Origin of the sequence: Enterobacter cloacae complex sp. 277I4 (assembly GCF_050031465.1) — a bacterium.
GTDB classification, from domain to species: domain Bacteria; phylum Pseudomonadota; class Gammaproteobacteria; order Enterobacterales; family Enterobacteriaceae; genus Enterobacter; species Enterobacter cloacae.
The window spans coordinates 2,608,681-2,633,106 of record NZ_JBLGWC010000001.1; the positions used below are offsets into that span (position 1 = coordinate 2,608,681).

Annotated in this window: 21 protein-coding genes; 7 read left to right on the forward strand and 14 right to left on the reverse strand. The window is 56.7% G+C overall.

Features of this window, described 5'->3' with window-relative positions; translation table 11 throughout:
* Window positions 1-23: 23 nt before the first annotated feature.
* Window positions 24-1,010: a DUF979 domain-containing protein gene (locus ACQG19_RS12755; RefSeq protein WP_058684692.1), complete on the reverse strand. Its 987-nt coding sequence runs from the start codon at window positions 1,008-1,010 to the stop codon at window positions 24-26.
* Entirely contained in the window at window positions 1,007-1,729 is a 723-nt protein-coding gene (locus ACQG19_RS12760; RefSeq protein WP_013096573.1) for a DUF969 domain-containing protein, read from the reverse strand. The genes ACQG19_RS12755 and ACQG19_RS12760 overlap by 4 nt, the downstream gene beginning before the upstream one ends.
* Before the next feature lie 215 nt (window positions 1,730-1,944).
* On the opposite strand from ACQG19_RS12760, the gene ACQG19_RS12765 reads away from it, so the two are divergent.
* On the forward strand, window positions 1,945-2,493 hold the full coding sequence (locus tag ACQG19_RS12765; RefSeq protein WP_013096572.1) for a winged helix DNA-binding protein: 549 nt from the start codon (window positions 1,945-1,947) through the stop codon (window positions 2,491-2,493).
* A 2-nt stretch (window positions 2,494-2,495) separates the two neighbouring features.
* Here the strand turns inward: ACQG19_RS12765 and glgX are convergent, their stop codons facing one another.
* Genes glgX through treZ form a run of 3 tightly spaced genes read right to left on the reverse strand, consistent with a single transcriptional unit; the run spans window position 2,496 to window position 8,836 of the window.
* Entirely contained in the window at window positions 2,496-4,571 is a 2,076-nt protein-coding gene (glgX, locus tag ACQG19_RS12770) for a glycogen debranching protein GlgX (protein ID WP_029883305.1), read from the reverse strand.
* Window positions 4,572-4,586: 15 nt separating this feature from the next.
* Window positions 4,587-7,055 carry a malto-oligosyltrehalose synthase gene (gene treY, locus ACQG19_RS12775; RefSeq protein WP_246931739.1) on the reverse strand — a complete coding sequence of 823 codons (2,469 nt, stop codon included), beginning with the start codon at window positions 7,053-7,055 and terminating at the stop codon, window positions 4,587-4,589.
* Window positions 7,052-8,836 carry a malto-oligosyltrehalose trehalohydrolase gene (gene treZ / locus ACQG19_RS12780; protein WP_246931736.1) on the reverse strand — a complete coding sequence of 595 codons (1,785 nt, stop codon included), beginning with the start codon at window positions 8,834-8,836 and terminating at the stop codon, window positions 7,052-7,054. The genes treY and treZ overlap by 4 nt, the downstream gene beginning before the upstream one ends.
* A gap of 162 nt (window positions 8,837-8,998) precedes the next feature.
* Between treZ and ACQG19_RS12785 the strand changes: the two genes are divergently transcribed.
* The 3 genes from ACQG19_RS12785 to ACQG19_RS12795 all read left to right on the forward strand — a co-directional run bounded on the left by ACQG19_RS12785 (window position 8,999) and on the right by ACQG19_RS12795 (window position 11,795).
* Complete coding sequence (locus tag ACQG19_RS12785; protein ID WP_213381272.1) at window positions 8,999-9,739, forward strand: 5'-nucleotidase, lipoprotein e(P4) family; 741 nt, start codon at window positions 8,999-9,001, stop codon at window positions 9,737-9,739.
* Between the two features lie 142 nt (window positions 9,740-9,881).
* Window positions 9,882-10,868 carry an MBL fold metallo-hydrolase gene (locus ACQG19_RS12790; RefSeq protein WP_029883308.1) on the forward strand — a complete coding sequence of 329 codons (987 nt, stop codon included), beginning with the start codon at window positions 9,882-9,884 and terminating at the stop codon, window positions 10,866-10,868.
* A gap of 15 nt (window positions 10,869-10,883) precedes the next feature.
* On the forward strand, window positions 10,884-11,795 hold the full coding sequence (locus ACQG19_RS12795; RefSeq protein WP_058682704.1) for a LysR family transcriptional regulator: 912 nt from the start codon (window positions 10,884-10,886) through the stop codon (window positions 11,793-11,795).
* Here the strand turns inward: ACQG19_RS12795 and ACQG19_RS12800 are convergent.
* Window positions 11,786-12,670 (reverse strand): LysR substrate-binding domain-containing protein, encoded by an 885-nt coding sequence (locus tag ACQG19_RS12800; RefSeq protein ID WP_178328065.1) that lies wholly within the window; start codon window positions 12,668-12,670, stop codon window positions 11,786-11,788. The genes ACQG19_RS12795 and ACQG19_RS12800 overlap by 10 nt on opposite strands.
* Before the next feature lie 115 nt (window positions 12,671-12,785).
* On the opposite strand from ACQG19_RS12800, the gene ACQG19_RS12805 reads away from it, so the two are divergent.
* The 3 genes from ACQG19_RS12805 to ACQG19_RS12815 all read left to right on the forward strand — a co-directional run bounded on the left by ACQG19_RS12805 (window position 12,786) and on the right by ACQG19_RS12815 (window position 15,987).
* Window positions 12,786-14,273 (forward strand): UbiD family decarboxylase, encoded by a 1,488-nt coding sequence (locus ACQG19_RS12805; protein ID WP_426725921.1) that lies wholly within the window; start codon window positions 12,786-12,788, stop codon window positions 14,271-14,273.
* Between the two features lie 126 nt (window positions 14,274-14,399).
* Entirely contained in the window at window positions 14,400-14,687 is a 288-nt protein-coding gene (locus tag ACQG19_RS12810; RefSeq protein WP_023619621.1) for a VF530 family DNA-binding protein, read from the forward strand.
* A 7-nt stretch (window positions 14,688-14,694) separates the two neighbouring features.
* A complete protein-coding gene (locus tag ACQG19_RS12815; protein ID WP_045294143.1) occupies window positions 14,695-15,987 on the forward strand; it encodes a glycoside hydrolase family 10 protein in 1,293 nt (430 codons plus the stop codon).
* 39 nt (window positions 15,988-16,026) lie between these two features.
* Here the strand turns inward: ACQG19_RS12815 and dsbG are convergent, their stop codons facing one another.
* From dsbG to ACQG19_RS12855, 8 genes are all read right to left on the reverse strand, one after another.
* Entirely contained in the window at window positions 16,027-16,785 is a 759-nt protein-coding gene (dsbG, locus tag ACQG19_RS12820; RefSeq protein WP_020688674.1) for a thiol:disulfide interchange protein DsbG, read from the reverse strand.
* Window positions 16,786-16,827: 42 nt separating this feature from the next.
* The gene (locus ACQG19_RS12825) at window positions 16,828-17,439 is read right to left on the reverse strand and encodes a DsbA family protein (RefSeq protein WP_246931732.1); all 612 of its coding nucleotides are present in this window, start codon (window positions 17,437-17,439) and stop codon (window positions 16,828-16,830) included.
* Between the two features lie 7 nt (window positions 17,440-17,446).
* Window positions 17,447-19,477, reverse strand: coding sequence for a protein-disulfide reductase DsbD family protein (locus ACQG19_RS12830; protein ID WP_246931730.1), 2,031 nt, complete (start codon window positions 19,475-19,477; stop codon window positions 17,447-17,449).
* 47 nt (window positions 19,478-19,524) lie between these two features.
* A complete protein-coding gene (locus tag ACQG19_RS12835) occupies window positions 19,525-19,896 on the reverse strand; it encodes a hypothetical protein (RefSeq protein ID WP_222168410.1) in 372 nt (123 codons plus the stop codon).
* A 90-nt stretch (window positions 19,897-19,986) separates the two neighbouring features.
* Window positions 19,987-20,553 (reverse strand): RNA polymerase sigma factor, encoded by a 567-nt coding sequence (locus ACQG19_RS12840; protein ID WP_048972091.1) that lies wholly within the window; start codon window positions 20,551-20,553, stop codon window positions 19,987-19,989.
* 5 nt (window positions 20,554-20,558) lie between these two features.
* Window positions 20,559-20,978 carry a hypothetical protein gene (locus tag ACQG19_RS12845; protein ID WP_013096556.1) on the reverse strand — a complete coding sequence of 140 codons (420 nt, stop codon included), beginning with the start codon at window positions 20,976-20,978 and terminating at the stop codon, window positions 20,559-20,561.
* 761 nt (window positions 20,979-21,739) lie between these two features.
* Window positions 21,740-23,290 carry a methyl-accepting chemotaxis protein gene (locus ACQG19_RS12850; RefSeq protein ID WP_246931728.1) on the reverse strand — a complete coding sequence of 517 codons (1,551 nt, stop codon included), beginning with the start codon at window positions 23,288-23,290 and terminating at the stop codon, window positions 21,740-21,742.
* A 97-nt stretch (window positions 23,291-23,387) separates the two neighbouring features.
* Window positions 23,388-24,404 carry a LacI family DNA-binding transcriptional regulator gene (locus tag ACQG19_RS12855; protein WP_020688679.1) on the reverse strand — a complete coding sequence of 339 codons (1,017 nt, stop codon included), beginning with the start codon at window positions 24,402-24,404 and terminating at the stop codon, window positions 23,388-23,390.
* Window positions 24,405-24,426: the final 22 nt, after the last annotated feature.

Below are 24,426 nucleotides of genomic sequence, written 5' to 3' on the forward strand. Positions count from 1 at the left end.
CACAGCTCCTTAGGTTGCCACGCTTAGCGAAACACGAGGAAATACATTAAGAACACGTTGACCACCAGCAGGGTTAACGCGGTCGGGATCTGGATCTTAATGACCTGATATTTGTCTTTCAGCTCCAGTAACGCGGCGGGAACGATGTTGAAGTTCGCCGCCATCGGCGTCATCAGCGTGCCGCAATAGCCAGCGTACATACCAATCGCCAGCAGCGGTGCCGGATTACCGTGATGCACGTGGATCAGGAACGGTAAGGCGATACCGGCGCTCAGCACCGGGAAGGCCGCAAAGGCATTACCCATGATCATGGTGAACAGCGCCATGCCGACGCAGTAAATCACCACCAGCATAAAGCGGCTGTCCGGGTTCACAAACAGGCTGACCACCTTCTGCACGGAGTTGCCGGTATTGGCCACCACAAAAACCCCGCCCAGCATGGCCAGCATCTGCGGCAGGATCACCGCCCAGCCAATGGTATCCACCAGGCGGCGAGACTGACGGACGGCATGCAGCGGCGTACCTTTTGTCAGCCACCAGCCGGTAAGGATGGCCGCCACACAGGCCACGCACAGCGCCGCCAGCGTGAGCTGTTTTTGATCGAGCAGGTAAACTCCGCCAATCGACACCCCTTTCAGGAACAGCGTGCCGATAACCGTCACCACCGGGATCATCAGGGCCGGTAAAAACAGCCAGTTTTTCAGCCGGTTTGAGGAGGCAACACGCTCGGGCTCGCTGGCCATTTTGTACTGCCCTTTACCGACCAGCCCAAAGCCTGCCAGAAGGGCAATTACAATCACGGCGCCGCCAATGATCCGGTACGCCAGCGAGCGGCCCAGCTCCTGCACCATCAGGTCACCGAACAGGAAGATCCCACCGAACAGAAACCAGAACAGTGCCGTGGTAAAACGTTTGGGGTTGGCGCGATCGCGCAGGGTCATGACCACCAGCAGCATTACGACGAAGCCGATCAGGTAGTACACGCGATTAATGGTGAGCAGCGTCATCATGGCGCGATCTCCTGCGTTCCCTGCCCGGCTTTCCAGGCCATCACGTCACGACGGATGCTGGCATCCAGGCGCAGCAGACGCGTCATATGAATAATCAATGCCGCAATCGCCGTCGGGATCGCCCAAAGGCCGATATGCAGCGGTTCAATCCCCTGAATACCGTTCTCCTTCAGGAAGGCGTCGATCAGCAGCACCGCCCCGAAGGCGATAAAAATATCTTCGCCAAAGAACACCGCGATATTGTCACACGCGGCGGCATGGGCTTTGATTTTGTCGCGAATATGCTGGGGCAGTTCGCCGTACTCGTTCAGCGCCGCCCCTTCGGCCATCGGTGCCAGCAGCGGACGCACCGTCTGGGCATGACCGCCCAGCGACATCAGCCCCAGCGCGGCCGTCCCCTCGCGGGCGACAAAATAGATCATCAGAATACGCGCCGAAGTGGCGCTGGCGATCTTCGCCACCCACGCCTGTGCGCGCTCTTTTAGACCGTAATATTCCAGCAGACCAATAACCGGCAGGATCAGAATGAATGTAGCCAGAGAGCGGCTGTTGACGAACTTCTCGCCGAAGGTTTCCAGCAGCATGCCGAAATCCATCCCAACCAGCAGACCCGTCGTCAGCCCCGCTACCACGACCACCAGTAGCGGGTTGAAGCGCAGGGCAAAACCAATAACCACCACCGGGATCCCGATAAGCGGCAACAGTGTAGAACCGTCCATAAACGTTACCCTATCCAAAGTGAGCGTTGCGCGCCGACGGCTATTTTTTTAATTTGCGGCGAGCGATGTTGTGTTTTCCGTCAGGCTTCGAAAACCTGCGTTAAAAAGCTATATCTGAACCGCAAAAACATGTAAACAATTTATCAATAAAATGTTCTTATTTTATCGATGAGTTTACATTTCCGGGCAACAGCCACACTCCCGTAAGGAACGTTATGACCCTGAAGAAAAGTGCTGCATCAATGAATCACGACGACATTAACGACGGCCGGATCGTCTCCTCCCGCCATCTGGTTTCCGAGCGCTGCGCGGAGCTATCGGAGCTGGAGTACGCGCTGATCATGACCAGTAACGCGTTCAATAAATGGATGGTGCGCTGCATGACCGCGGCCGGTGAGCCGGATATGGGGGCCTTTGACGTCTCGCTTTTGCATCATGTGAATCACCGCAATCGCAAGAAGAAGCTGGCCGATATCTGTTTTGTGCTCAACGTGGAAGACACCCACGTGGTGACCTACGCGTTGAAAAAGCTGGTCAAGGCGGGCTACGTCACCAGTGAAAAGGCAGGAAAAGAGCTTTTCTTCTCCACCACCGAGGCGGGAAAAGCACTGTGCATGAAATACCGGGATGTGCGCGAAGCGTGTCTGATCAACATACATGCCGAAAGCGGGATTTCGGGTGCCGCTATCGGTGACACCGCCCAGCTGCTGCGCACCATTTCATCCCTGTATGACACCGCCGCACGGGCGGCGGCATCACTTTGACATCACGGGCGTCTGAAGAGAGTAATACTGCGCCCCGCCAGTTCGTAATCCACGGTCCGGGTGATGACCTCGCCCGTGGCAACTTCCCCCGCCGTGGAGAGTTCCAGCACCCAGCCTCCTTCACCAAACTGCGGGATCTGGAACGACACGGCGCCTTCGAAGGGGTTGAACAGCATCAGCACGTCGTGCCAGATCCCCTCCTCCTGGATGAGATCGGGCCGGCTGATGGAGACGCCGATTGTCGAGCCTTCCTCCCATTGCTCAGACTGCTGCGGTCCTCCTCCGGCGTTAAACCAGCGGATCTCAAGACCGTCTCGCCAGCTCTCCCGGCGCAGCAGCGGCTGTTTGGCGCGAAGCGCAATCAGGTGCCGGGTAAACTCGCGCAGCGCGACGTCGTTTTCTGACAACCCTTTCCAGTTGATCCAGGAGATCTCGCTGTCCTGGCAATAGCCGTTGTTGTTCCCTTTTTGCGTCCGGCCAAACTCATCCCCGGCCAGCAGCATCGGTGTACCATGGGAGAACAACAGCGTAGTGAGGAAGTTCCGTTTCTGCCGTTCACGGGTGGCAATAATGTCCGGGTTCTCGGTCGGGCCTTCCTCGCCATAGTTATACGCGCGGTTATCGTTATGCCCGTCGTTGTTCTCTTCACCATTATCGGCGTTGTGTTTCTCGTTGTACGACACCAGATCGTTCAGCGTGAAGCCGTCATGCGCGGTAATAAAGTTGACGCTGGCCCACGGGCGACGCCCGCGTAAATCATAGAGATCGCCCGAGCCCAGCAGGCGGGCGGCAAAATCAGTGGGAACGTTATCGCCCCGCCAGTATTCGCGAACGGTATCGCGATATTTGTCGTTCCACTCGCCCCAGCCGGGCGGGAAGCCGCCCACCTGATAGCCGCCGGGGCCGATATCCCAGGGCTCACCGATGAGCTTGAGTTTTGATAAAACCGGATCCTGGGTCATGGCATCAAAGAAGCCGCCGCGCGGATCGAACCCTTCTGGCTCGCGCCCCAGTATCGTACCCAGATCGAAGCGAAAACCGTCGATATGCATCGATTCCGCCCAGTAGCGCAGCGAATCCATGATCATCTGCAGCACACGCGGGTGTGAGGTGTTCACCGTATTCCCCGTGCCGGTGTCATTGATGTAATAGCGATGCTGATCCGGCAAGGTGCGGTAATAGCTGTAGTTATCGATACCCTTGAACGAGAGCGTCGGGCCAAGCTCGTTGCCCTCTGCCGTGTGGTTATAGACCACATCCAGAATCACCTCGATACCCGCGTCATGGTAGGCGCGGACCATATCGCGAAAACCCTGGATCCCTGCCGGGCCGTAATAACGTGACGCGGGCGCAAAAAAGCCCAGCGTGTTATAGCCCCAGAAATTCTTCAGGCCGCGGTCCAGCAGGTGCTGATCGTCCGGGAACCAGTGAACCGGCAGCAGCTCGACGGCGGTGATACCCAGACTTTTGATGTAATCGACCGAGGCTTTATGCCCCATGCCTTCAAAGGTGCCGCGCAGCTCGGGCGGTATCGCCGGGTTGAGCTGGGTGAAACCTTTCACATGGCTCTCATAGACCACGGTATGCGGCCAGGGGATCGCTGGCCGCTGATGGTCCTGCCAGTCAAACGCATTCGGATCGATAACCCTGCATTTTGGAGTGAACGGCGCGCTGTCCCGCGTGTCAAAGCTCAGATCCAGCGCATCATGACCCAGTTCGTAGCCAAAATGGGCATCATTCCAGTCGATATCGCCCACCAGTTCACGAGCATAGGGATCGATGAGCAGCTTATGCGGGTTAAAGCGATGCCCGTTTTCCGGATCATAAGGCCCGTAGACGCGATAGCCATACAGCGCGCCGGGCTGGAGGTCGGGCACATAGCCATGCCAGATCTCGTGGGTATATTCAGGCAGCTCCAGACGGGCGATTTCCGTTTTACCGGAGGGGTCAAACAGACAGAGCTCCACCCGCTCGGCGTGAGCTGAAAAAAGCGCGAAGTTAACCCCTTTCCCGTCATAATTTGCACCCAGCTGCTGGCCATGACCGGCCCGTATGTCAAACGTATTTTCCTTTGCCATTTTCGTTCTCCACGATTATTCGCAGGTAAGCAGAACTAACAAACTTCCTGTTTCAGACGTTAAATCCAGCGTCTCCCGCAGCGCCCGACGTTCACCGGTAAACAGATCCCGGTAGCGTTTCCCGGAAAGCTCTTCGGGGATGACGACCGAAGTGTTGGCCCACAGCGTTTCGTTTGTGGGGGTAGCAAAAACCAGACGCGGTACGGCAACAATCAGCGCCTCCCCGTCCTTCACGCGCGCGTAGACAATCAGGTTTTCCTCGCGCTCGCCGCTGACCTTCAGCGGCAGCCAGTCGCCGTACTGGAAGAGCGATAAATAGTGCTGCCGGACGCGTAACAGCGTGGCGGTGACATACTGCTTCACCCTGCCGTTTCGCCACTGCTGTTCGTCGGCAAAGAGCTTTGCGTCGGCGCTGCTCAGGTTTTGCATCAGCGTGGCGAAATCCGGCTCCAGCCGGTTATCCGGGTCGACCAGGCTAAAATTAAGCGCCTCGCTTCCCTGATAGATGTCTGGTACGCCCGGCGCCGTCAGTTTGATCACCGTCTGGCTCAGGCTGTTCATCAGCCCGGCGCGGATAAAAGGTTGCAGGGAGGACGAGAAATCATGCAGGAACAGCGTGTTCTCAGGGGACAGCAAGTGCCGGACGTAATTCAGCACCACGCTCTCATAGCTCTCATTGCTGTCGATCCAGTCGGTACGCTGTTTGGCCTCGCGCAGCGCTTTCTCAATAAACCCGAGGAAACGCGCTTCGAGAGACTTCAGCCCTTCACTATCGTCAGGCGACAACGTTGCAGGCCAGACGCCCGCCAGCGCCTGGTAGATCATCCAGGTATCGGCCGCGTTTGGCGCGGTACCGTCATTGAGAAAACGCACCTGGGTCTGGTTCATCTGTCGCCAGCGCGCCAGATTTTCGCCCCACTGTTCCGGGGCTTCCGTCAGGGTGTAGAGGCGTGCCCGCGCGTCTTCCCCGCGCTTGGTGTCGTGCGTGGAGGTCCCCAGCAGCGCATCGGGCTGACGGGCCAGACGGATGCGCATCTCCTGGTGAAAGCGGGATAACGAGAACGCGCGCGGGGTGGGATCGGCCCCCACTTCGTTCAGGGCGAGCTCGAGGTTATGGCGGAAAAAGAGCGTATCTTCCACCGATTTCGCCATCAGCGGCCCGGTAAGCTGCTGGAAGCGGGTTCTGAACAGCGAGGCCGCATCGCGGCTGCTGGCGTCCAGGTCGCCGGTGAGGATCCTCACCAACAGGCTTAACGCCGGTTCCGGTGCGTCGACGCTGGCAACAACGCGGTTCAACAGCGCGACATCCGGGGCGGTTAACCCGTCGGTGGTGCCGTAGGTGCGGTAGACCGGAAACGCAATCAGCAGTTCGCGCAGCGTGTAGCGTATGTCGTCCTGCGGCACGTCAATGTCGTTGCATCGGGCAAGGTCGGTGGCAATGTTAAGCAGCGTGGTGAATTCACCCTCAAAATTGCGATCGGTCATCAGCCCTTTAGCGTTGCGAAGTTCCGCATGGCGATCGACCGTCACGCCCAGCGTCTCGTCGTGGATTTTTTCAAGCCGCCCGAGGTTATTATCGTCGACCAGCACTTCGGCCAGCGAGGCGATAAACTCATATCCGGTGGTGCCGGAGACCGGCCATTCCACAGGCAGTTGTTCCCCTTTGGCGAGAATTTTTTCCACCGTGATATAACAGTCGGGACCGGTTGCCTGCCGTAACCGCTGCAGGTAACCCAGCGGGTCGGCCAGCCCGTCGATATGGTCAATGCGCAACCCGTCGACAATGCCGGTATGCACGAGCTCGAGGATCAGGCGATGCGTATCCTGAAACACCCCCTCGTCTTCCACTCTGACGCCCACCAGGCCGGTAATTTCAAAAAAGCGCCGCCATGAGAGCTGTTTCGGCGCTTCCCGCCAGGACATCAGCCGCCAGCTCTGCGCCTCGTGGATCGCCTCGATGCTTTTCTCCGCAGCCCATGTTCCGGGGTTAAGCGGATAGGCTGTGTCATAGTAGACCAGCGCGGCCTCATCGGTGACACTGTCACGTTTCAGAGTAATTGCCCCCTTCTCCAGCTCGGCCTCAAAGGTGTCGCCAAGGAACGGCAGCGTCAGCGGGCGCGACCAGTCAATATCAAAATAGTGCGCGTAACGGCTTTGCTGACCAAACGCGATAACGTCCCGCCACCAGCGGTTTTCCAGCGAGGTCGACATATGGTTAGGGACGATGTCAAGAATGAGCCCCATTCCCGCCTGCCTGAGTGCCGCCGTCATGCGGTCGAAACCGGCGCGCCCGCCAATGGCAGGATCGATTTCGTTAGGATCGGTGACGTCATAACCGTGGGTTGAACCGGTGGTGGCGGTAAATATCGGTGAGGCATAGAGATGGCTGATCCCGAGGTCTTTAAGGTATGGCACCAGCTCCACCATGCGGTCAAAGGTCATGCCATTGCGGAACTGTATTCGGTATGTGGCACAAGGGATCATGATGCGTCTCCATCTGCAAAACGAACGACAATGCTGTTTGGCACTAACACCTCAGCGGCATCCGGCCAGCTAAAGAGCGTTTCGCCTGCCAGCGCAGGAACGTCAACGGGCTTATTACCGATATTCAGCGCCAGCGACAATGTCCCCGTCGGGAAAGACCAGCTCACCGCCACCATACCGGGAGCAGTCTTAACGATTTTGCCCTCAACGGTGCCGCCAGGGCGAAGTAACGGCACAAGATAGCGATGCCGCAGGACCAGCAGGCTTCGCGTGAAGCGCAGCCAGGATTTACCCTGCGCAGTCGTCACGTTGTGCCAGTCCAGTTTTGAGCGGGCAAAAGTCTGCTCGTCATTCGGATCCGGTACATCACCATCGTGTCCGCTGTGGCCGGTAAACTCTTTTGCCCGCCCTTCCCGCACGGCTTTCGCCAGATCGCCATGAAAATCCGTAAAGAACAGGAACGGGTTGGTTTCGCCATACTCTTCGCCCATAAACAGCAGCGGGATATGGGGGGACAGCAGCAGCGCGGCGAGCAGAACGCGGGTTTTATCCGCGCCCGCCAGGGTAATAAGCCGTTCGCCCTGGGCGCGGTTACCGGTTTGATCGTGGTTTTGAATAAAATCGACAAAGAAGGTCGGCGGCTGGGTGTGGCATTCCACCCCGCGTGAGTGTCCGGTCTGCAAAGAGACCTCACCCTGATAGACAAACCCTTCTGCGAGTGCTCTGGCGAATTTTTTTTCCGGTTCGAAGGCAAAATCCTGATAGTAGGCATGCGTTTCGCCGGTGGCAAAGACGTGGGCGGCGTTGTGGAAGTCATCATTCCACTCGGCGGTAAACAGCGGCGTGGCTCCCTTCTCATCCCGAGGATGCAGGAAAATCACGTTACGGCTGTCCTCGGTGGTGAGATGGATATGACGATCCGGGAGCGCTTCGCGGATCGTTTCCGCGATCTGCTGAAGAATATGTTTCGACGCCGTATCTTTAATCTGGTCGATGGCATCAAACCGTAAGCCATCCAGACGGTATTCGGTCAGCCAGAACAGGGGCGCGTCAAGAATGTAGTGTCTGACCGGCTCCCGTTCATAGGCGATACCGTTACCCCACGGCGTCATTCTCTGCGCATCAAAAAACGCGGGTGACAGCAAGGGTAAGTAGTTTCCTTCCGGGCCGAAATGGTTGAGTACGATATCCAGCACGACAGAAAGGCCCAGGCCGTGCGCCGCATCGATGAACGCGTGAAAATCCTCCGGCGTGCCATAGGCGGAATGCGGGGCATACAGCAATACGCCGTCATAGCCCCAGCCGCGGCTGCCACCGAACTGTGAAACCGGCATAACTTCAAGCTGAGTGATGCCGAGTTCAGCCAGATACGGCAGCTTGTCGATAGCCGTCCGGAAGGTGCCCTGCGGTGTAAAGGTGCCAATATGCAGTTCGTAAATCACCGTCTCTTCCCACGGTCGCCCTGCCCAGTCTGGATTGATGGGCTGATAGCGGCCGGGGTCAATCACCACGGAGGGGCCATTAACGTCCCCTTTCTGCGCCCGCGATGCGGGGTCAGGTACCGCCATGCCGTCCTGTAAAACGAACTGATACTCGGTGCCATGTGTCACGCCAGGTACGTCAATCTGGAACCAGCCGTTACCGACCGCCGTCATGGGCAGATCGCGTTCTGCCAGACGTAGCGTAAGTTGTTGTTGTCCCTCAGCCCAGACGCGAAAACGTACAACGTCACCGGAAATAAACTCAGCACCCCACTGCTTTTGAAATGTCCTGAATTCCATTCATTGTCCTCGAATGACCCACATTTTACGCGGAATGAAGTACAAGCTTAGTTCAGGATCGAAAGCACGTTTCAACAGAGCCCCAACGTGCAACCGTCATTTTTCTGTCACTTAAATTCATTACGCTTTCGTCATTTTGACAAGGGTGTTAAGGAAACAATAATGAATTCAATAGCTAAGGCATTACTGGTGGCAGTACCGATGTTGAGCGCAACCGCTACCGCGGCAAATAATGAACTGTGTGAACCAAAAGCCTACGAAATGGCGCTGCGCTATCAGCAGAAGTCAGCTGAAATCATGGCGCTTCAGCTGCAGACGTACCGTTTTGCCACCGGCCGTTTTGACGAGAAAGTGAAAGATCTGAAAACGCCAGAAAATTACGCGGTGGTCATGGATCTGGATGAAACCGTGCTCGACAACACCCCGCTGCTGGTGCGCGACATGGAACAGTGCCATGACTACACCCAATGGGATACCTGGAGCGACTGGGAAAAACAGGGAAAACCCGGCCTGATCCCCGGCGCGAAGGCGTTTCTTGAGCATGTGAATCAAAGCAAGGTGCGTATCTACTATGTCTCTGACCGCATGCAGGAAAATAAAGCAGATACCATCAACACGTTAAAATCCCTTGGCCTGCCGCAGGTCTCGGACGACAGCGTGCTTCTGGATACGGTGAGTAAAGAAGAGCGCCGCCTGAGCATCCTTAAAAAGCAACAGATCATTATGTTGTTTGGCGACAGTCTGCCGGATTTCGCCGTGCAGTTTAAAAACAAAAAACCGAGTGAGCAGCAGCGCGAGCTGGTTGAGGCAAGCGCAGAGCATTTTGGCAATGACTGGATTGTGCTGCCTAATGCCGCTTATGGCTCATGGTCTAAAGCCACGCCGGACAGCTGGAAGCCGTAACAATCTGCCCGCCGGGCACGGTATTGCCGTTGCCCGGCCACCCCACTGAGCTATCCATCCCATTTATAGGTCCTATCACTGTTGAGCGGGTTCTTAAATTCTGATGCATAAGTAAGATGAGGACTTTCTAAAGGAGATCATCATGCTTACTGTCAAGAAACTTGCCCTCTCTACGCTTATCACCAGTTCACTGCTCTTCTACCCTGCGCTGCACTCCCTGGCAGAGACGCCTCAGCACGTGGTGAAACAACCGGCGGGCGGTTACAGCGTTCAGGTGGGCGACGTGCTGGTTACGTCGTTTACGGACGGCAGCGTCGCGCAGGATCTGCACACGCTATTGCGCCGGACCACAGAGCAAAAAACCGATGCGTTACTGGCGAAAAATTTCCAGGCGAACCCGGTTGAGGTCTCCATTAACGCCTTTCTGATTGCGCTGCCGGGACACAAAATTCTGGTCGATACCGGTTCAGGCCAGCTTTTTGGTCCGGGCAACGGCGGGCGTTTAATCGAGAGCCTGGCAACGCAGGGGATCAAACCGCAGGACATCACGGAAATCTTACTGACGCACGCGCATTCCGATCATTCCGGTGGCCTGATAAAGGACGGTAAGGCGGTATTTACCAACGCCCGCGTGTTCGTGGGGAAACCGGATATCGACTTTTTCTTCAATGAAGAGAATCAGAAAAAAACCGGTTACGATCAGAACTACTTTGACGTGGCACAGAAGACCTTAAAACCGTATCTTGATGCCGGCAAAGTGGTGCCGTTTACCGGTACATCAGCGCTGCTGCCGGGTATTACCGGAACGGTTCACCCCGGCCATACACCGGGTTCGGCCTTCTATACGCTGGAAAGTAAAGGCGAGAAAATTACCTTCGTGGGCGACATTATCCACGTCGCTGCGGTACAGTTCCCGCAGCCTGATGTGACCATCGCCTACGATGAAGATCAGGACGGAGCAGCCCGTGTGCGCAAGCAGGCCTTTGACGACTTTGTCAAAAACAGAGATCTGGTTGCCGCGCCACACCTGCCGTTCCCCGGTATCGGTTATGTCACCAAAGGCGAACGCGCGGGCTATGCCTGGGTTCCCGTTACCTATACCAACCGGGACGCCAGCACAGCTAAATAAACAACGGAAAACAACATGACGCCATTTTCAGACCTGGATATTGACTTGATATTGACGTTGGATGCACTGCTCACCGACCGGAACATCACGCACGCCGCCGCACGTCTGGGGGTCAGCCAGCCCGCGCTGTCAGCCCGTCTTTCGCGCCTGCGTGCCATTTTTGGCGAGCCGTTGTTTATCCCTTCCCCACATGGACGTGGGGTGTTGCCCACACCCCGTGCCGAGGCGCTGAGGCCTCAGATCGCGGCCGTTCTGCGTGGCATCAGCGCGATGCTTGCCCCCACCGGGTTTAACCCCCGCGAGAGCAATCGCACGTTCGTCATTGCCCTGCATGAAAACCCGGCCCTGATGCTTGGGGCTGAACTGCTGAATCACATTAGACGTGAAGCGCCGGGGATCCGCCTGCGTTTCGCCCTGCCGGAGTGGGTGAACCTGCCCCAGCAGCTGGAAAGCGGCGACGTTGATATTTACATCGGCGTGAGTGCGGGCGCGCATGACGGCTGGGTCAGACGCAAACTGTTTGAAGACGCGTTTGCCACCGCCCAGCGCAAAGGGCATCCTCGCGGTACGGGGCCGCTGGATCTGGCGCAGTATTGCGCCCTCTCTCATCTGGTGGTCTCCTCCCAGGGCGATCCATTTACCGGCTTTGTCGACCAGACGCTGGCCGGGCTGGGATATCAGCGCAACGTAGTGATGTCCACGCAAAGCTATGCCATGGCACCGCCTCTGGTGGCGGGGACTGACCTGATTTGCACCTTACCGGGACGCATGTTGCAGCAGTTCGCCACCACGCTCGATATTTTCCCGCCCCCGCTGCCACTCCAGCCGATCGCCATCAGCATGTTCTGGCATCCTAAAAACAGTCAGGACACGGCGAACGCCTGGCTGCGCGAACAACTGCTGCTGGCCGCCGGGCGTCAACCCTGAGCAACGGTGGTGAGGAATTTTTTTAAGACTTCAGAACGAATGATTCGGTGACAAACCAGCGTCAGCTCGCTCTCCCTGAGCCGATCAATAATGTCGACGTAAACCACATTCCCGACGCACACCGCCCTTGCTGAGGCGGGCAAGAGCGCAATGCCAAATCCCGCCGCGACAAGACTGATGACGGTGGGCACGTCGGTGGCATTCTGCACCACCTCCGGCTGGAAACCCGCACCGTTACAGGCGTCATAGAAATATTGTTCCAGCCCCATGCCTTGCGGATCGCGCAGCGAGATCCACTTTTCGTCCTTCATGGATGAAAGTGTCAGTGCGGATGACGTGGCCAGGGGGTGTTGGCGAGGCAGTGCCAGCACCGTTTTCTCTGAGGTAAAGGGGCGAGATTGCAGATCGTCAGGTAACGCAGGCAACGGAGCCCGGATAATCGCCACGTCAAGCTGGTTGGTCTGCACGGCTTCGTAAAGCGTCTGCACGTTCCCGGTCATCAGCGAAATGGCAATTGCGGGCCAGTTCTCGTGCAGCTGGCGCAGCGTTGCAGGCAGCTTACCGTCGAACATCGCACTTGATACACATCCCAGATTCAACACCCCCTGTTCGCCACGGGCGGTTTGTCTGGCGTCCAGCACGGCCTGCTCGGTCATCGCAATTGCCAGCCGGGCTTTGACCAGAAACGCGTCTCCGGCAGGCGTCAGGGTTAAGCGACGATGTGCCCGGCTAAACAGTGTGACGCCCAGACGCGCCTCCAGCGCTTTAATCTGCTGGCTCAGCGCAGGTTGCGCCATGTTCAGGCGCTCCGCGGCGCGGTGCATATGGAGCTCTTCGGCTACCACCAGAAAATTACGCATCAGACGAAATTGCATGATGAAGTCCCGCGAAAATTGATAATAAAATGCTTATCAAAATAGCATCAATGATGCAATTGATGATATCTGTCGTTCGCCCAACAATGGAGGTCAGCCATTAAGGGAGAAAAACATGCAAAACCCCATCAACGATCTCAGAAGCGCCATCGCGTTGCTGCAACGCCATCCAGGTCACTATATCGAAACCGATCACCCGGTAGATCCCAATGCTGAACTGGCGGGCGTCTACCGCCATATCGGCGCGGGCGGTACCGTAAAACGCCCCACTCGCACGGGCCCGGCCATGATGTTCAATAGCGTGAAGGGCTACCCCGGCTCCCGCATCCTGGTAGGTATGCACGCCAGCCGGGAAAGAGCGGCGCTTCTGCTGGGTTGTGAACCCTCGAAGCTGGCGCAGCACGTTGGTCAGGCGGTGAAAAACCCCGTTGCACCGGTGGTGATTCCGGCCTCGCAGGCACCGTGCCAGGAACAGGTCTTTTACGCCGACGATCCGGACTTTGACCTGCGTAAGCTGCTTCCGGCCCCGACCAACACGCCGATTGATGCAGGCCCGTTCTTCTGTCTGGGGCTGGTACTGGCAAGCGATCCGGAAGATACCTCGCTGACCGATGTGACCATTCACCGTCTCTGTGTGCAGGAGCGAGATGAACTCTCTATGTTCCTTGCCGCCGGTCGCCATATCGAAGTTTTTCGCAAGAAGGCCGAAGCGGCGGGCAAACCGCTGCCGGTAACCATCAATATGGGACTTGACCCGGCTATCTACATTGGGGCCTGTTTTGAAGCGCCAACCACGCCCTTCGGTTACAACGAGCTTGGCGTCGCCGGGGCATTACGCCAGCAACCGGTGGAGCTGGTACAGGGGGTGGCGGTAAAAGAAAAAGCGATCGCGCGGGCGGAAATCATCATCGAGGGCGAACTGCTTCCCAGCGTGCACGTAAGAGAAGATCAGCACACCAACACCGGCCACGCCATGCCGGAGTTCCCGGGCTACTGCGGCGAGGCGAATCCATCTCTGCCGGTGATCAAAGTGAAAGCCGTGACGATGCGAAACCACGCGATCCTGCAGACGCTGGTGGGCCCGGGCGAAGAGCACACCACGCTTGCCGGTTTGCCGACCGAGGCCAGCATTCGCAACGCGGTCGAAGAGGCCATTCCCGGCTTTTTGCAAAATGTCTATGCGCACACCGCCGGGGGCGGTAAATTCCTCGGCATTTTACAGGTAAAAAAACGCCAGCCGTCAGACGAAGGACGTCAGGGCCAGGCGGCACTTATCGCCCTGGCCACCTATTCCGAGCTGAAAAACATTATCCTCGTGGATGAAGACGTGGATATCTTCGACAGCGACGATATCCTGTGGGCAATGACCACCCGCATGCAGGGCGATGTGAGCATTACCACGCTTCCGGGGATCCGCGGCCACCAGCTGGATCCGTCGCAGTCGCCGGACTACAGCACCTCGATCCGTGGAAACGGCATTTCCTGCAAGACTATCTTCGACTGCACGGTGCCGTGGGCGCTGAAGGCGCGGTTTGAACGGGCGCCGTTCATGGAGGTTGATCCCACACCGTGGGCGCCGGAGCTGTTCAGCGATAAAAAATAGACCGTCGTCGCCGTTTCTTCGCCCCACCGGGTGAAGAAACGCAAGCTTAAATTGCCGCTTCCCCTGCTTTCTTGTACCCTTTCAGCGTTTACCCCAATCCCCTGAAAATCGAGACACCGGACGCCTATGACTGCACATATTTCCAAAGATCCTTTGCATGGCGTTACGCTGGAGATGATGGTCAACGCCCTGGTGGCGCGATATGGCTGGCGCGAGTTGGGCGATCGAATCAAAATTAACTGTTTCAGAAATGACCCAAGCGTGAAGTCGAGCCTGAAATTCCTGCGCCGTACCCCCTGGGCACGCGCGGAGGTCGAGGCCCTGTATCTTGATTCCCTCAATGATAACGGGACCGCTGAACGCGAGGCGCCCGCCTTTAACCCCTGGGCCAATAGTCGGATAACCAAGAGCTAATACGCAAATGATGCGACATGTAAAACGGACTGGTGCGCTGCTTGGCTGCGCGCTTTTACTTGTTAGTTGCTCCTCAAAACCCCCAAAGTCGCTGGTCACACCGCTCCCGACCCCAGGCAAACCGACGCAGCAGGCAAACGAGCCGATGCGTGGGATCTGGCTGGCAACTGTCTCCCGTCTCGACTGGCCGCCGGTCGCGTCGGTGAATGGCCGCAGTGCTGACCAGCGTATTGCGATGCAAAAACAGGCGCTGATCGACAAACTCGACAATCTGAAACGCCTGGGAATTAACACGGTGTTTTTCCAGGTAAAACCGGACAGCACCGCGCTCTGGTCGTCCAAAATCCTGCCGTGGTCAGATATGCTTACCGGCAATATTGGCGAGTATCCGGGCTACGATCCGCTGCAGTTTATGCTCGATGAAGCCCACAAGCGTGGGATGAAAGTTCACGCCTGGTTCAACCCCTATCGCGTTTCAACCAATACCAAACCGTCAACCATCGCCGCGCTGAACCGCACCTCATACCAACAACCGTCCAGCGTCTATGTGCAGCACCCTGAGTGGGTTCGCATCGCAGGCGATCGGTTTGTGCTCGACCCGGGCATCCCGGAGGTGCGTGACTGGATAACCCGGGTGGTGACCGAGGTGGTGGCGAACTACCCGATAGACGGCGTGCAGTTTGATGACTACTTTTATGCCGAATCGCCCCGCTCAACGCTGAATGATGCGCAGACCTACAGACAATACGGCCAGGGGTTTAGCTCCAAAGCCGACTGGCGTCGCCACAATACGCAGCAGCTGATTGTGCAGGTCTCTCGGGCGATCAAACAGACAAAACCGCAGGTTGAATTTGGCGTCAGCCCGGCGGGCGTCTGGCGTAACCGCTCCTTTGACCCGGCAGGATCCGACACCCGTGGCGCGGCGGCGTATGATGAATCCTACGCTGACACCCGTCAGTGGGTGCAACAGGGGCTGCTGGACTACATTGCCCCGCAAATCTACTGGCCTTTCTCCCGCGATGCGGCACGCTATGACGTGCTGACCAAATGGTGGGCCGACGTGGTGAAACCGACCCATACCCGTCTGTACATCGGCATTGCGTTCTATAAAGTGGGCGAGCCGTCGAGAAATGAGCCGGACTGGACGATTCAGGGCGGCGTGCCGGAGCTGAAAAAACAGCTCGATCTCAACGACTCCCTGCCGAACGTGAATGGCACCATCCTGTTCCGCGAAGATTACCTCAACCAGCCGCAGACGCAGCAGGCGGTAAACTACCTGAAAGGACGCTGGGGAAGCTAAGTACAGTCAGGCAGAAACGCCCCGTTTCTGCCTGATTTTTTACGGCTTCGGCCCGAACATCGCCTCAAGCTGCTTCGCGTCCGGCATACCGACAACCTGCTGGAGCTCATTCTGGTCATTGAGATAATAAATGGCCGGTGTGGCATTCGCCCCCAGACTGTCCATTAACGCCTGGTGTTTTTGCAGTATCGCCACGGTTTCACGCGAGGCGGTGCCTTCCGGTTTAGGCAGTTTTTTACCGCCGGACAGTTCATACTCCTTCCACGCCGTAACCGGATCTTTTGCATTCAGGATCGCAGATGCGTTACGGCCGCTGTTTGGGTTGAGGAACGCCACCAGCAGCGTATTGAGCTGCACCTTACCCGCCGTCACCCACGGCTGCGCTTCTGACCAGAATGCCTTGCAGTACGGGCAGAACGGGTCGGCGAAGACAAACACTTTGCGTGGCGCGTTATCCGCCCCCTCTTTCAGGGGGTGCGCAGCGTTAAGTTGTTTCCACATTTCGCGTCCCATCGGGGCGTAGATCTCTTTCTGGAAAATACCCTCGCTGAGGTTTTTACCCTTCTCGTCATAGAGATAACCCGAAATAACGTGCTTTCCGTCAGGTGTCAGAAAGAGCGTCACTCCCATGTCCTGATATTGTCCCAGCCAGGCGGGTGCGCCACCGGGTACGTCGATCTTCTTGAGGATCTTAATCTCCTGCTGCTCGCTAAAGGTCTTCACGACATCAGGTATAGCATCCGCAGCCTGCGCCAGCCCTGACGCGGTCAGCAGCGAAAGTAACAGTAATTTTTTCATGTCCCTCTCCGGTTTGTTCGGGGGCCTGAGGCCCCCTTCAGGTTAGCGGTTTTTCAGTTCATCGGTGACCATTTCATCAAACTGTTCGAAAGGCACCCAGCCGGGTAACAGCCCTTCGCCAATCAGCGTGGCCGGTGTTCCCTGAATACCCAGTTTTTCGGCGATGATCAGGCTGCGTGTTACCGTGACCAGGCTCGTATCATCCGGCGTTGAAACATTCACGCCCGCGCGCTTTTGCGCCTCCTGAATGCTGGCGTCATCGTGATACCCTTTTTTCGCCATCAGGGTTTCGTTGAACTTCATAAACTGCTCAGGGTGTGAACGCCAGACGGTTAACGCGTCGCGCGCGGCGGTTAGCGAGCTTTCCGAACGGAACGGCAAAAACTTAAACACCACGGCCACCTGCGGATGTTTCTCAACGATCTTCTCCAGATACGGATCGAATTTTTTGCAGTATGGACAGTTGTAGTCCGTAAACACCACCAGCGTCAGCGTTGGATTTTTGGCACCGATACGCGGCGAATCCGGGTCGTTAAACAGAAAATCGTAGATCAGCTTCTGAGCGCGTTGCTCCTGATCCGGGGTGATCGGGTCCGCCGCCATCACCTGGGCTGACGCGAAAAACAGCAGAAACGTAATAAGGATTTTTTTCATAACAGCGTTAGCCTTTTGCTTTGTTCAGGGTGGTCATCAGGGTGCGTTTGTCCAGCAATGGCGAGAGGATGTCGCCCTCCGGCGTTCCAGGGCCATACACCTGGTTAAACGGGATGGCATAGCGGTTGCGTGATTTCAGAAACGCCGCAATCGTCTCTGATGGCTGGCTCCAGTCTCCGCGTAGCGCCACCACATCCGGCTGGCGCAGCGCGGCGATAACCTCCGGCTGATTCAGCACCCGGTGCTCATTCACCTTGCAGGTGACACACCAGTCCGCCGAGATATCCACAAACACCCGTTTCCCCTGCACAAGCGCATCGCTGATTGCCTCCTCACTGAGCGGCTGCCACGGGATCGTCTGTTCGCTATTCTCAGCCATGGTTACCGGCGTTGCGTTCACTATCCCGCGCAGCTGATAGCCCCCGAATACGGCCAGCGCAATCACCACCACCCAGAACAGCGGCGATGATGTCTGACCGCGAAGGGCATAGACCACAATGGCGACCACAATCAGAAGCAGCATGAGGATGTGGCTGAACATCTCGCCCAGATGCAGACTCAGCAACGTCACCAGCCACAGGCTGGAGGCCAGCATCATCCCCCCCAGAATCACCTTCAGGGTATTCATCCAGCGGCCAGGTTTTGGCAGCAACAAGGCGGTTTTGGGGATCAGCGCCACGAACAGCCACGGCAAGCTCATGCCCACCCCGAGCATCAGGAAGATAAGCCACAGGGAATGCAGCGGTGCGCCCAGCGCAAAGGCCACGGCCGTACCGAGGAACGGCGCGGAACACGGCGTGGCAAGCAGCGTGGCAAACACGCCTTCGCAGAAGCTGCCCGTCAGTCCGGTTCCGCCCGTTGTGGCGAGTCGTCCGGTGGCGGCGGAAGGCAGAAACAGCTCAAACGCACCAAACAGGTTCAGCGCGAAGATAAAGGTCACGGCAACCATCAGCCCAATAAACCACGGGTTCTGGAACTGGATGCCCCAGCCCAGCGACGCGCCGGTGAGTTTCAGAACGGTTACCATTGTGGCCAGCAGCATAAAGGAGGTCAGAATACCCGCACTGGTCGCCAGGAAACGCAGCCGGATTTTCCGCGTGTCCGTACCCGCCTGCAGGACGCTGCTGAGCTTCATGCCCATTACCGGCAATACGCAGGGCATCAGGTTCAGGATCAGCCCGCCCAGCAGTGCAAAGGCCAACATTTTGACTGTTCCCGCTGGCGCACTCTGCACCACGTCTGCGGGGGCTGCGCCTACGGTCAGTTGCGTTTGCTGGGCTTTATCGCCGTTGGTGACGACAAACGACAGCGTTTTCCCCGCAAGCGTCGCGGGTTTATCGCCCCACTCATCGGTGACCGGAACCGCGACCTGAAGCCGGTTTCCGGTGTGCTTAATCACCGGTTCGCCGGGCAGAATGTCACCCTCCAGCGGGTCAAAATAGATCCCGGGATTAACCCATTCGCCTTCCGTCGTGCCCGTCATCATCAGCTTGCCGTCTGATAACCAGGCGCTGAAGTCTGACGACACGCCTGACGCACCGGGTACTGAGCGCATCGCGTCTTCAAATGCCGTACGAAAGCCCGCATCCGCTGGCGCGCGGAAATCCAGATGCAGCTTGTAGTCCGTCAACAGACAGACGTTGCTGCAGGTTGAGAGCGTAAGCGTGGCGTCGAGCACATCCGCGTCCGTCCCGGCGATCGTAATGGGGATCGTAACGCTATCGTGGTAGCCCTGGGTCGTCAGGCCCGAGATATCAAAGCGGGAAGGAACCGGCCAGTACCAGGTATCCTTAACACCCTGTGGCCAGCTGATTTTCGGGGCCACGCCGCCCTCGCCCGGCGAACGCCAGTAGGTTTTCCAGCCGGGCTGCAGCTCCACGCTGAGCAGGCCGATGATGCGGTCGTGATCCCGCTCAGCCTGAAAGCGGATGCGGGCGTGATCGTTTTGCGGTGACACCAGCCAGCCCGTATCTGCCGCATGAGCAATACCCATGCAGGACAGCAACAGGAGGACGAGTCCCCTGAAAAGGTTAACCATGTTTTACTCCGTGAATAGTGAAAATTATCGTGTGGTGACGATGTTTTTCATTCACGGAAAACGCAGTTTTTGAGGTGTATTCGGGGAGGCGGTGCCTGGACAGGCTGCTCCCTGGAGAGAAATGTGCGCCGTTGGGTAAATAACTGCAGCAGAGCGAAGAAGATAATAATCGCCGGTAGCGCACCGTCAAAAAACAGCGGCTGGGCGCAAAGCAAAGACTGTGCGCCAAGTTGACACGGCGACGGGCCGGGCTGTTCAGCCTCCTGACCGGGGGGGTCAGCCATCATGAGCGTTTGCACCTGAGGATCCAGCCCCTGTAAAAAATGGTTGAGATAAACCGCACGCTGAACCAGGCAAATTGCCATTGCCAGACACGTGATTATCAGAAGCCATTTACCGAGAAGCTGACGGTTGCGCATAACGTTCCAAAATAACAAGACGCCCCGATCATAAACGATAGTGATGAATCTACAAGTCCCGACAGTGTAAGGTTTTGTCTGCCGGGAACATTATCCCCCTGTCAGCGCGTCATACACATCCCGCAATCGCGTGCGCAGGAACAACACGGCCTTATGCTTACGCGATAATAATGCCTGCTCGCTAACCCCGGTTTCCCCGGCCAGCAATTTGATGCTGTAGCCTTGTAGCTCCGTCTTCTCAAAGACCTCGCGCTGCGCTGCGGGCAGTTCAGCCAGCGCCTGCCCCAGCTCTTCCCACAGCAGCGTTTTGAGGTACTCCTCTTCCGGGGTATGCGGAACGCCGAACAGGGTTTCAGCGATCTCATCTTCCGGAAAATCGTCATCCTCCTCGCCTGTGAAGCTGAAATAACCGGAGAGCGACACTTCACGCTTTTTCCGCGCCCGGTCGGTCATCTCATTTCGCGCCGCGCGAAACAGCCACGCGGCAACGTTTTCGACCGGCTGTTCCACCTTCATCAGCTGATACGTGATCTCCTGCAAAATATCGTCGGCGTCGTCACGTACCGGGGTTCTTCCGCGAATAAAGGCTCTCAGCCGGGCGCGGCAGGCATTAACCGCCGACATCAGCAAGGATCCGCCCGCCTCCCCGGTTTTCATCTCGCTCACTCTGCGTCCGGCGCTTTCGGCGCGTTGTCTTCACGCTTGTCGTCACGGTGGCCGTGCCAGCCACAGTGCCCGCGACCATGGCGACCAAATCCTTCCCGGCGCTGCTGCATGAACGCTTCACGCTGTTCGGGCGTCATGTTCATCCAGCGTTCGTGCATCCGGCGGTGCGCACCAAACATACCCGGACGGAACCCCAGACCACCAAACAGGATCCGGCTCAATATCAAAATGCCCAGCGCCTGCCAGAAGCCAATGGCTTTCACGCCGAGGATCGCCGGGAGTAAGGCGTTCCACAGGGACATCACCAGCAGGCCGAGCACGATAAAAATGACCGCGCCGATGACTAAGCCCTTGCCCATACGGTGGCGACCGAATCCGCGCCCGTGACCTCTGCCGTGCATATCAAACTCTCTCATGGTGTTGACCTCGTTTACAGTAACTGATTATGGCTTGTGATGAGGTAGACGGATGAGGAACAAGAATATTGCTAAAAATTTATAAAAACATCGTAGTCAATGTGGTTTACACTTTTCGCGACTGACGAATGGAAACAGCATAAAAATTAGAACCCGTAATAATGCCGATCTATTCGCGCTCTTAAATCAGGTTATTTATTCAGCAGGTTTGATATTGATGCTTTTTAAATGCCCTATTCCTGTTGTTGAGACTATTCCTATAATCATCCAAAAAACCTTCTATTTAACAATAATCTAAAGCGAGGCTTAATTAACTATTTTTAGTTAAAGGTTTGTAATCATTACATCTCTGTCTATTATTCATAGCGTCATGCCCTGCAGCAGGAAATAGAAACAGACACATTAAAAAGGAGCAATCCGGTAATGATAGGCAGACTGACGAATTATATCCTCTGGTACCACACTGTCTGGGTGTTTATATTTTTATTAGTGGTCGGCGTGGCTGCTGGCGTATTTTTTAATGCCATACTGCATTTTCATGGGGATGACGCATTCCTGACAGGATTAATTTTCTTTTTATTCCCGGCGCTACTGGTATGCCTTCGGCTACATCGGCTATCAGCGAAACATCGCCAAAGATAATGCCCGTCGCACCGGTTGTTGAATCAAAACAATTTGCAAAATTAAGCTGAAACCAACAATTTAGCCGCGTTTATTGCCGGGTGGCGCTACGCTTACCCGGCTTACAATCCACAATAATATCAAGCCTGCACTGGCAAACTAAAACTCGAAATACTCCGCGTGAGCTGCTGGGCCTGCTCTTCCAGCGACGCGGCCGCCGCGGCGGACTGTTGCACCAGCGCGGCGTTCTGCTGGGTCACGCCATCCATCTCCGTCACTGCCTGCCCGACCTGACTAATCCCGCGGCTTTGCTCTTCAGAGGCCACAGAGATCTGCTCCATCAACGTGTTCACTTTATTGACGGAACTGATAATCGAGTCAATGACCTCCCCTGAGCGCTCCACCAGTTCGGCACCGTTTTTGACGCTGGAAACCGACTGGGCAATCAGGCTTTCGATGTCCTTGGCCGCCACCGCGCTTTTCTGCGCCAGCGTGCGAACTTCGCTGGCTACCACGGCAAAACCACGCCCCTGGGTTCCGGCGCGCGCCGCTTCTACCGCCGCGTTGAGCGCCAGAATGTTGGTCTGGAAAGCGATGCTGTTGATCACGCTGGTGATGTCCTCGATGCGCTTCGAGTTTGCGGCGATGGTATTCATCGTTTCAATCACTTCACGCGTGACGGCCTCCCCGGTGTGGGCATTTTTCACCGCGTCCTGCACCAGTTTTCCGGCCTGATAGACGTTATCGGTGTTATTGGCGACGGTCGCGCTCAGTTCTTCCATGCTGGCTGCCGTCTGGGTTAGCGCAGAAGCCTGCTGTTCGGTGCGCGAAGCCAGGTCGATATTCCCGGAGGCAATCTCCTGTGCAGCATGGGTCACGGTATGACTCGCGTCACGCACCTGGGCGATGGTTGCCAGCAGCGCCTGGCGCATCTGCTCCATAGAGCCCATCAGGTGATCAATTTCATTGCCGGAATTCCCCTGCACCGGCACCGGAATATCGAGTTTGCCTGCGGCAATCTGGCTGCAATGTTCACGTGCCAGATTAACCGGTGCCAGAACAAGGCGTTTCATCAGCAGGCTGACGGCGACAATCACCAGCACAAACAGCAGTGCGATAGCGGCGATAATCGCCAGCCCAGAAACAAAGTTGCTGCTCGCATCTTCGTTCAGGCTTTTGGCATAGGCCTGGTGTACGGCCAGAACCTGGTCGAGGACAATCTCATACTGACGATCGAGGCGCGAGACTTCCGGTATCAGGGCGTTGAATTTGGCAATATCGTGCGCGGCGGCAGCATCAATGAGCGGTGCCAGCCCCTGGTTACGGTAATTCTGCCAGGCATCCTGATAAGCGCTTACCAGCGGCGCTTCATCCGTCAGACGGGGAGACGCCATAAAGGCAGCAAAGGCGCGATCGGCTTTGGTCAGTGCCTCTTTTACTGCGGCAAGCTTCGCAGATTCATCCGCTGATGCGCCCGCCTCTACCATCTTCACATACTCCATCACCCGAACGCGTAGCGTGCGGCTATGGTTGATGGGATCAATAATTGACAGCACCACCTGGATCTCTTTGTTCACGTTATCCAGGGAGTTATTACTTTTGATGATGAGGCCAACGCTGGTGAGGGTGCTGGCGATAAAGAAGAAAAGCAGCGAGAAAAAGACAATCAGGGATGATTTTTTTAACGACATGAACCGATACCTCAAAGAAAATTATTCCTTATGGTTATCGGCTAAACCAAAACTTAAATTAATTAAAGTTATTGATGTATCCCGTCGTCCGGCAGGGCTATTCTGCCGCTTTATAGCGCCGCTGCAGGGTGGCATCCAGTTTCCGCTGCACGGGCTCTGGCGTTTCACCGTCGATCAATTTCCCAATCAGATCAAAGCAGTGCCATGCAAGCTGACGGTTATCCTGGCGCACGGTATCCACCGGGATCGTGAGCGAATCGTAAAGATAGTGATCGTCAAAGCTCGCTAACCTGATGTCACTTTGCAACAGATTGTGCTGCCCCATGTAGCGCAGCACCCCTTCCAGCAGGCCGCAGGCGGCGGTGAACAGGGCTTTTGGCGGACGCCCCAGGCGAGCACAGAGTTCGGCGAACATCTCGTAACCGGAACTCGGGTGATAATTTCCGTGAATGATCCACTCCGGGCGCAGCGTAACGTTCGCGTCGCGCAGACCCTGTTTAAACCCTTCAAGGCGGTCGCGCGTGGGGGAAAGCCGTGGCTGCCCACCGAGGAAATAAAACTCATCGGGGTGCTGGCGGGCAATGTCGGCCACCAGTTTGGCTGTCGGGGTAATGGAATCGGTGATCACCAACGGCAGCGAGCTGTCATTCATGTGGCGGTCAAAGAGCACTACGGGCAGCTGCTCACTCAGTTTCTGGTAATCCGCATCGTTGAGCATGCTTGAGGCAACAATCAGCCCGTCGACCTGACGCGCCACCATGTTGTTGACCACCACGGTCTCCTGCCCCGGATTTTCATCGCTACAGGAGATGAGCAGCTGAACGCCCGCCTCGCGGCACAACGTCTCCAGTTCGTGAGAAAACACGGCAAACCCGTAGTTGGTGATCTCCGGGACCACCAGACCAATGGTGTGACTGCGGTTATCGCGCAGCGAGCGGGCGTGAATGCTGGGCTGGTAGTGATGCTCTTTCGCAATGGCCAGCACGCGCTCACGGGTCTCTTCCGCCACGCGCAGCTCTTTGCTGCGTCCGTTCAGTACCAGGCTGGCGGTGGCTTTTGACACTCCCGCCAGCTCCGCGATGTCTTTAATGGTGACGCGTTTTGTTTTTCTCACAACGACTTAGATCCGGCTGCCA

Excerpts from the sequence above, each read along its gene's own strand:
- ACQG19_RS12760 (WP_013096573.1), bottom strand. The coding sequence starts at position 1,729 with ATGGACGGTTCTACACTGTTGCCGCTTATCGGGATCCCGGTGGTGGTT.
- ACQG19_RS12830 (WP_246931730.1), bottom strand. The coding sequence starts at position 19,477 with ATGGTTAACCTTTTCAGGGGACTCGTCCTCCTGTTGCTGTCCTGCATG.
- ACQG19_RS12800 (WP_178328065.1), bottom strand. The coding sequence starts at position 12,670 with ATGCAATTTCGTCTGATGCGTAATTTTCTGGTGGTAGCCGAAGAGCTC.
- ACQG19_RS12850 (WP_246931728.1), bottom strand. The coding sequence starts at position 23,290 with ATGTCGTTAAAAAAATCATCCCTGATTGTCTTTTTCTCGCTGCTTTTC.
- dsbG (WP_020688674.1), bottom strand. The coding sequence starts at position 16,785 with ATGAAAAAATTACTGTTACTTTCGCTGCTGACCGCGTCAGGGCTGGCG.
- ACQG19_RS12840 (WP_048972091.1), bottom strand. The coding sequence starts at position 20,553 with ATGAAAACCGGGGAGGCGGGCGGATCCTTGCTGATGTCGGCGGTTAAT.
- ACQG19_RS12765 (WP_013096572.1), top strand. The coding sequence starts at position 1,945 with ATGACCCTGAAGAAAAGTGCTGCATCAATGAATCACGACGACATTAAC.
- treY (WP_246931739.1), bottom strand. The coding sequence starts at position 7,055 with ATGATCCCTTGTGCCACATACCGAATACAGTTCCGCAATGGCATGACC.
- ACQG19_RS12845 (WP_013096556.1), bottom strand. The coding sequence starts at position 20,978 with ATGAGAGAGTTTGATATGCACGGCAGAGGTCACGGGCGCGGATTCGGT.
- ACQG19_RS12825 (WP_246931732.1), bottom strand. The coding sequence starts at position 17,439 with ATGAAAAAAATCCTTATTACGTTTCTGCTGTTTTTCGCGTCAGCCCAG.
- ACQG19_RS12790 (WP_029883308.1), top strand. The coding sequence starts at position 9,882 with ATGCTTACTGTCAAGAAACTTGCCCTCTCTACGCTTATCACCAGTTCA.
- ACQG19_RS12805 (WP_426725921.1), top strand. The coding sequence starts at position 12,786 with ATGCAAAACCCCATCAACGATCTCAGAAGCGCCATCGCGTTGCTGCAA.
- ACQG19_RS12755 (WP_058684692.1), bottom strand. The coding sequence starts at position 1,010 with ATGATGACGCTGCTCACCATTAATCGCGTGTACTACCTGATCGGCTTC.
- treZ (WP_246931736.1), bottom strand. The coding sequence starts at position 8,836 with ATGGAATTCAGGACATTTCAAAAGCAGTGGGGTGCTGAGTTTATTTCC.
- ACQG19_RS12795 (WP_058682704.1), top strand. The coding sequence starts at position 10,884 with ATGACGCCATTTTCAGACCTGGATATTGACTTGATATTGACGTTGGAT.
- glgX (WP_029883305.1), bottom strand. The coding sequence starts at position 4,571 with ATGGCAAAGGAAAATACGTTTGACATACGGGCCGGTCATGGCCAGCAG.
- ACQG19_RS12835 (WP_222168410.1), bottom strand. The coding sequence starts at position 19,896 with ATGCGCAACCGTCAGCTTCTCGGTAAATGGCTTCTGATAATCACGTGT.
- ACQG19_RS12815 (WP_045294143.1), top strand. The coding sequence starts at position 14,695 with ATGATGCGACATGTAAAACGGACTGGTGCGCTGCTTGGCTGCGCGCTT.
- ACQG19_RS12785 (WP_213381272.1), top strand. The coding sequence starts at position 8,999 with ATGAATTCAATAGCTAAGGCATTACTGGTGGCAGTACCGATGTTGAGC.
- ACQG19_RS12810 (WP_023619621.1), top strand. The coding sequence starts at position 14,400 with ATGACTGCACATATTTCCAAAGATCCTTTGCATGGCGTTACGCTGGAG.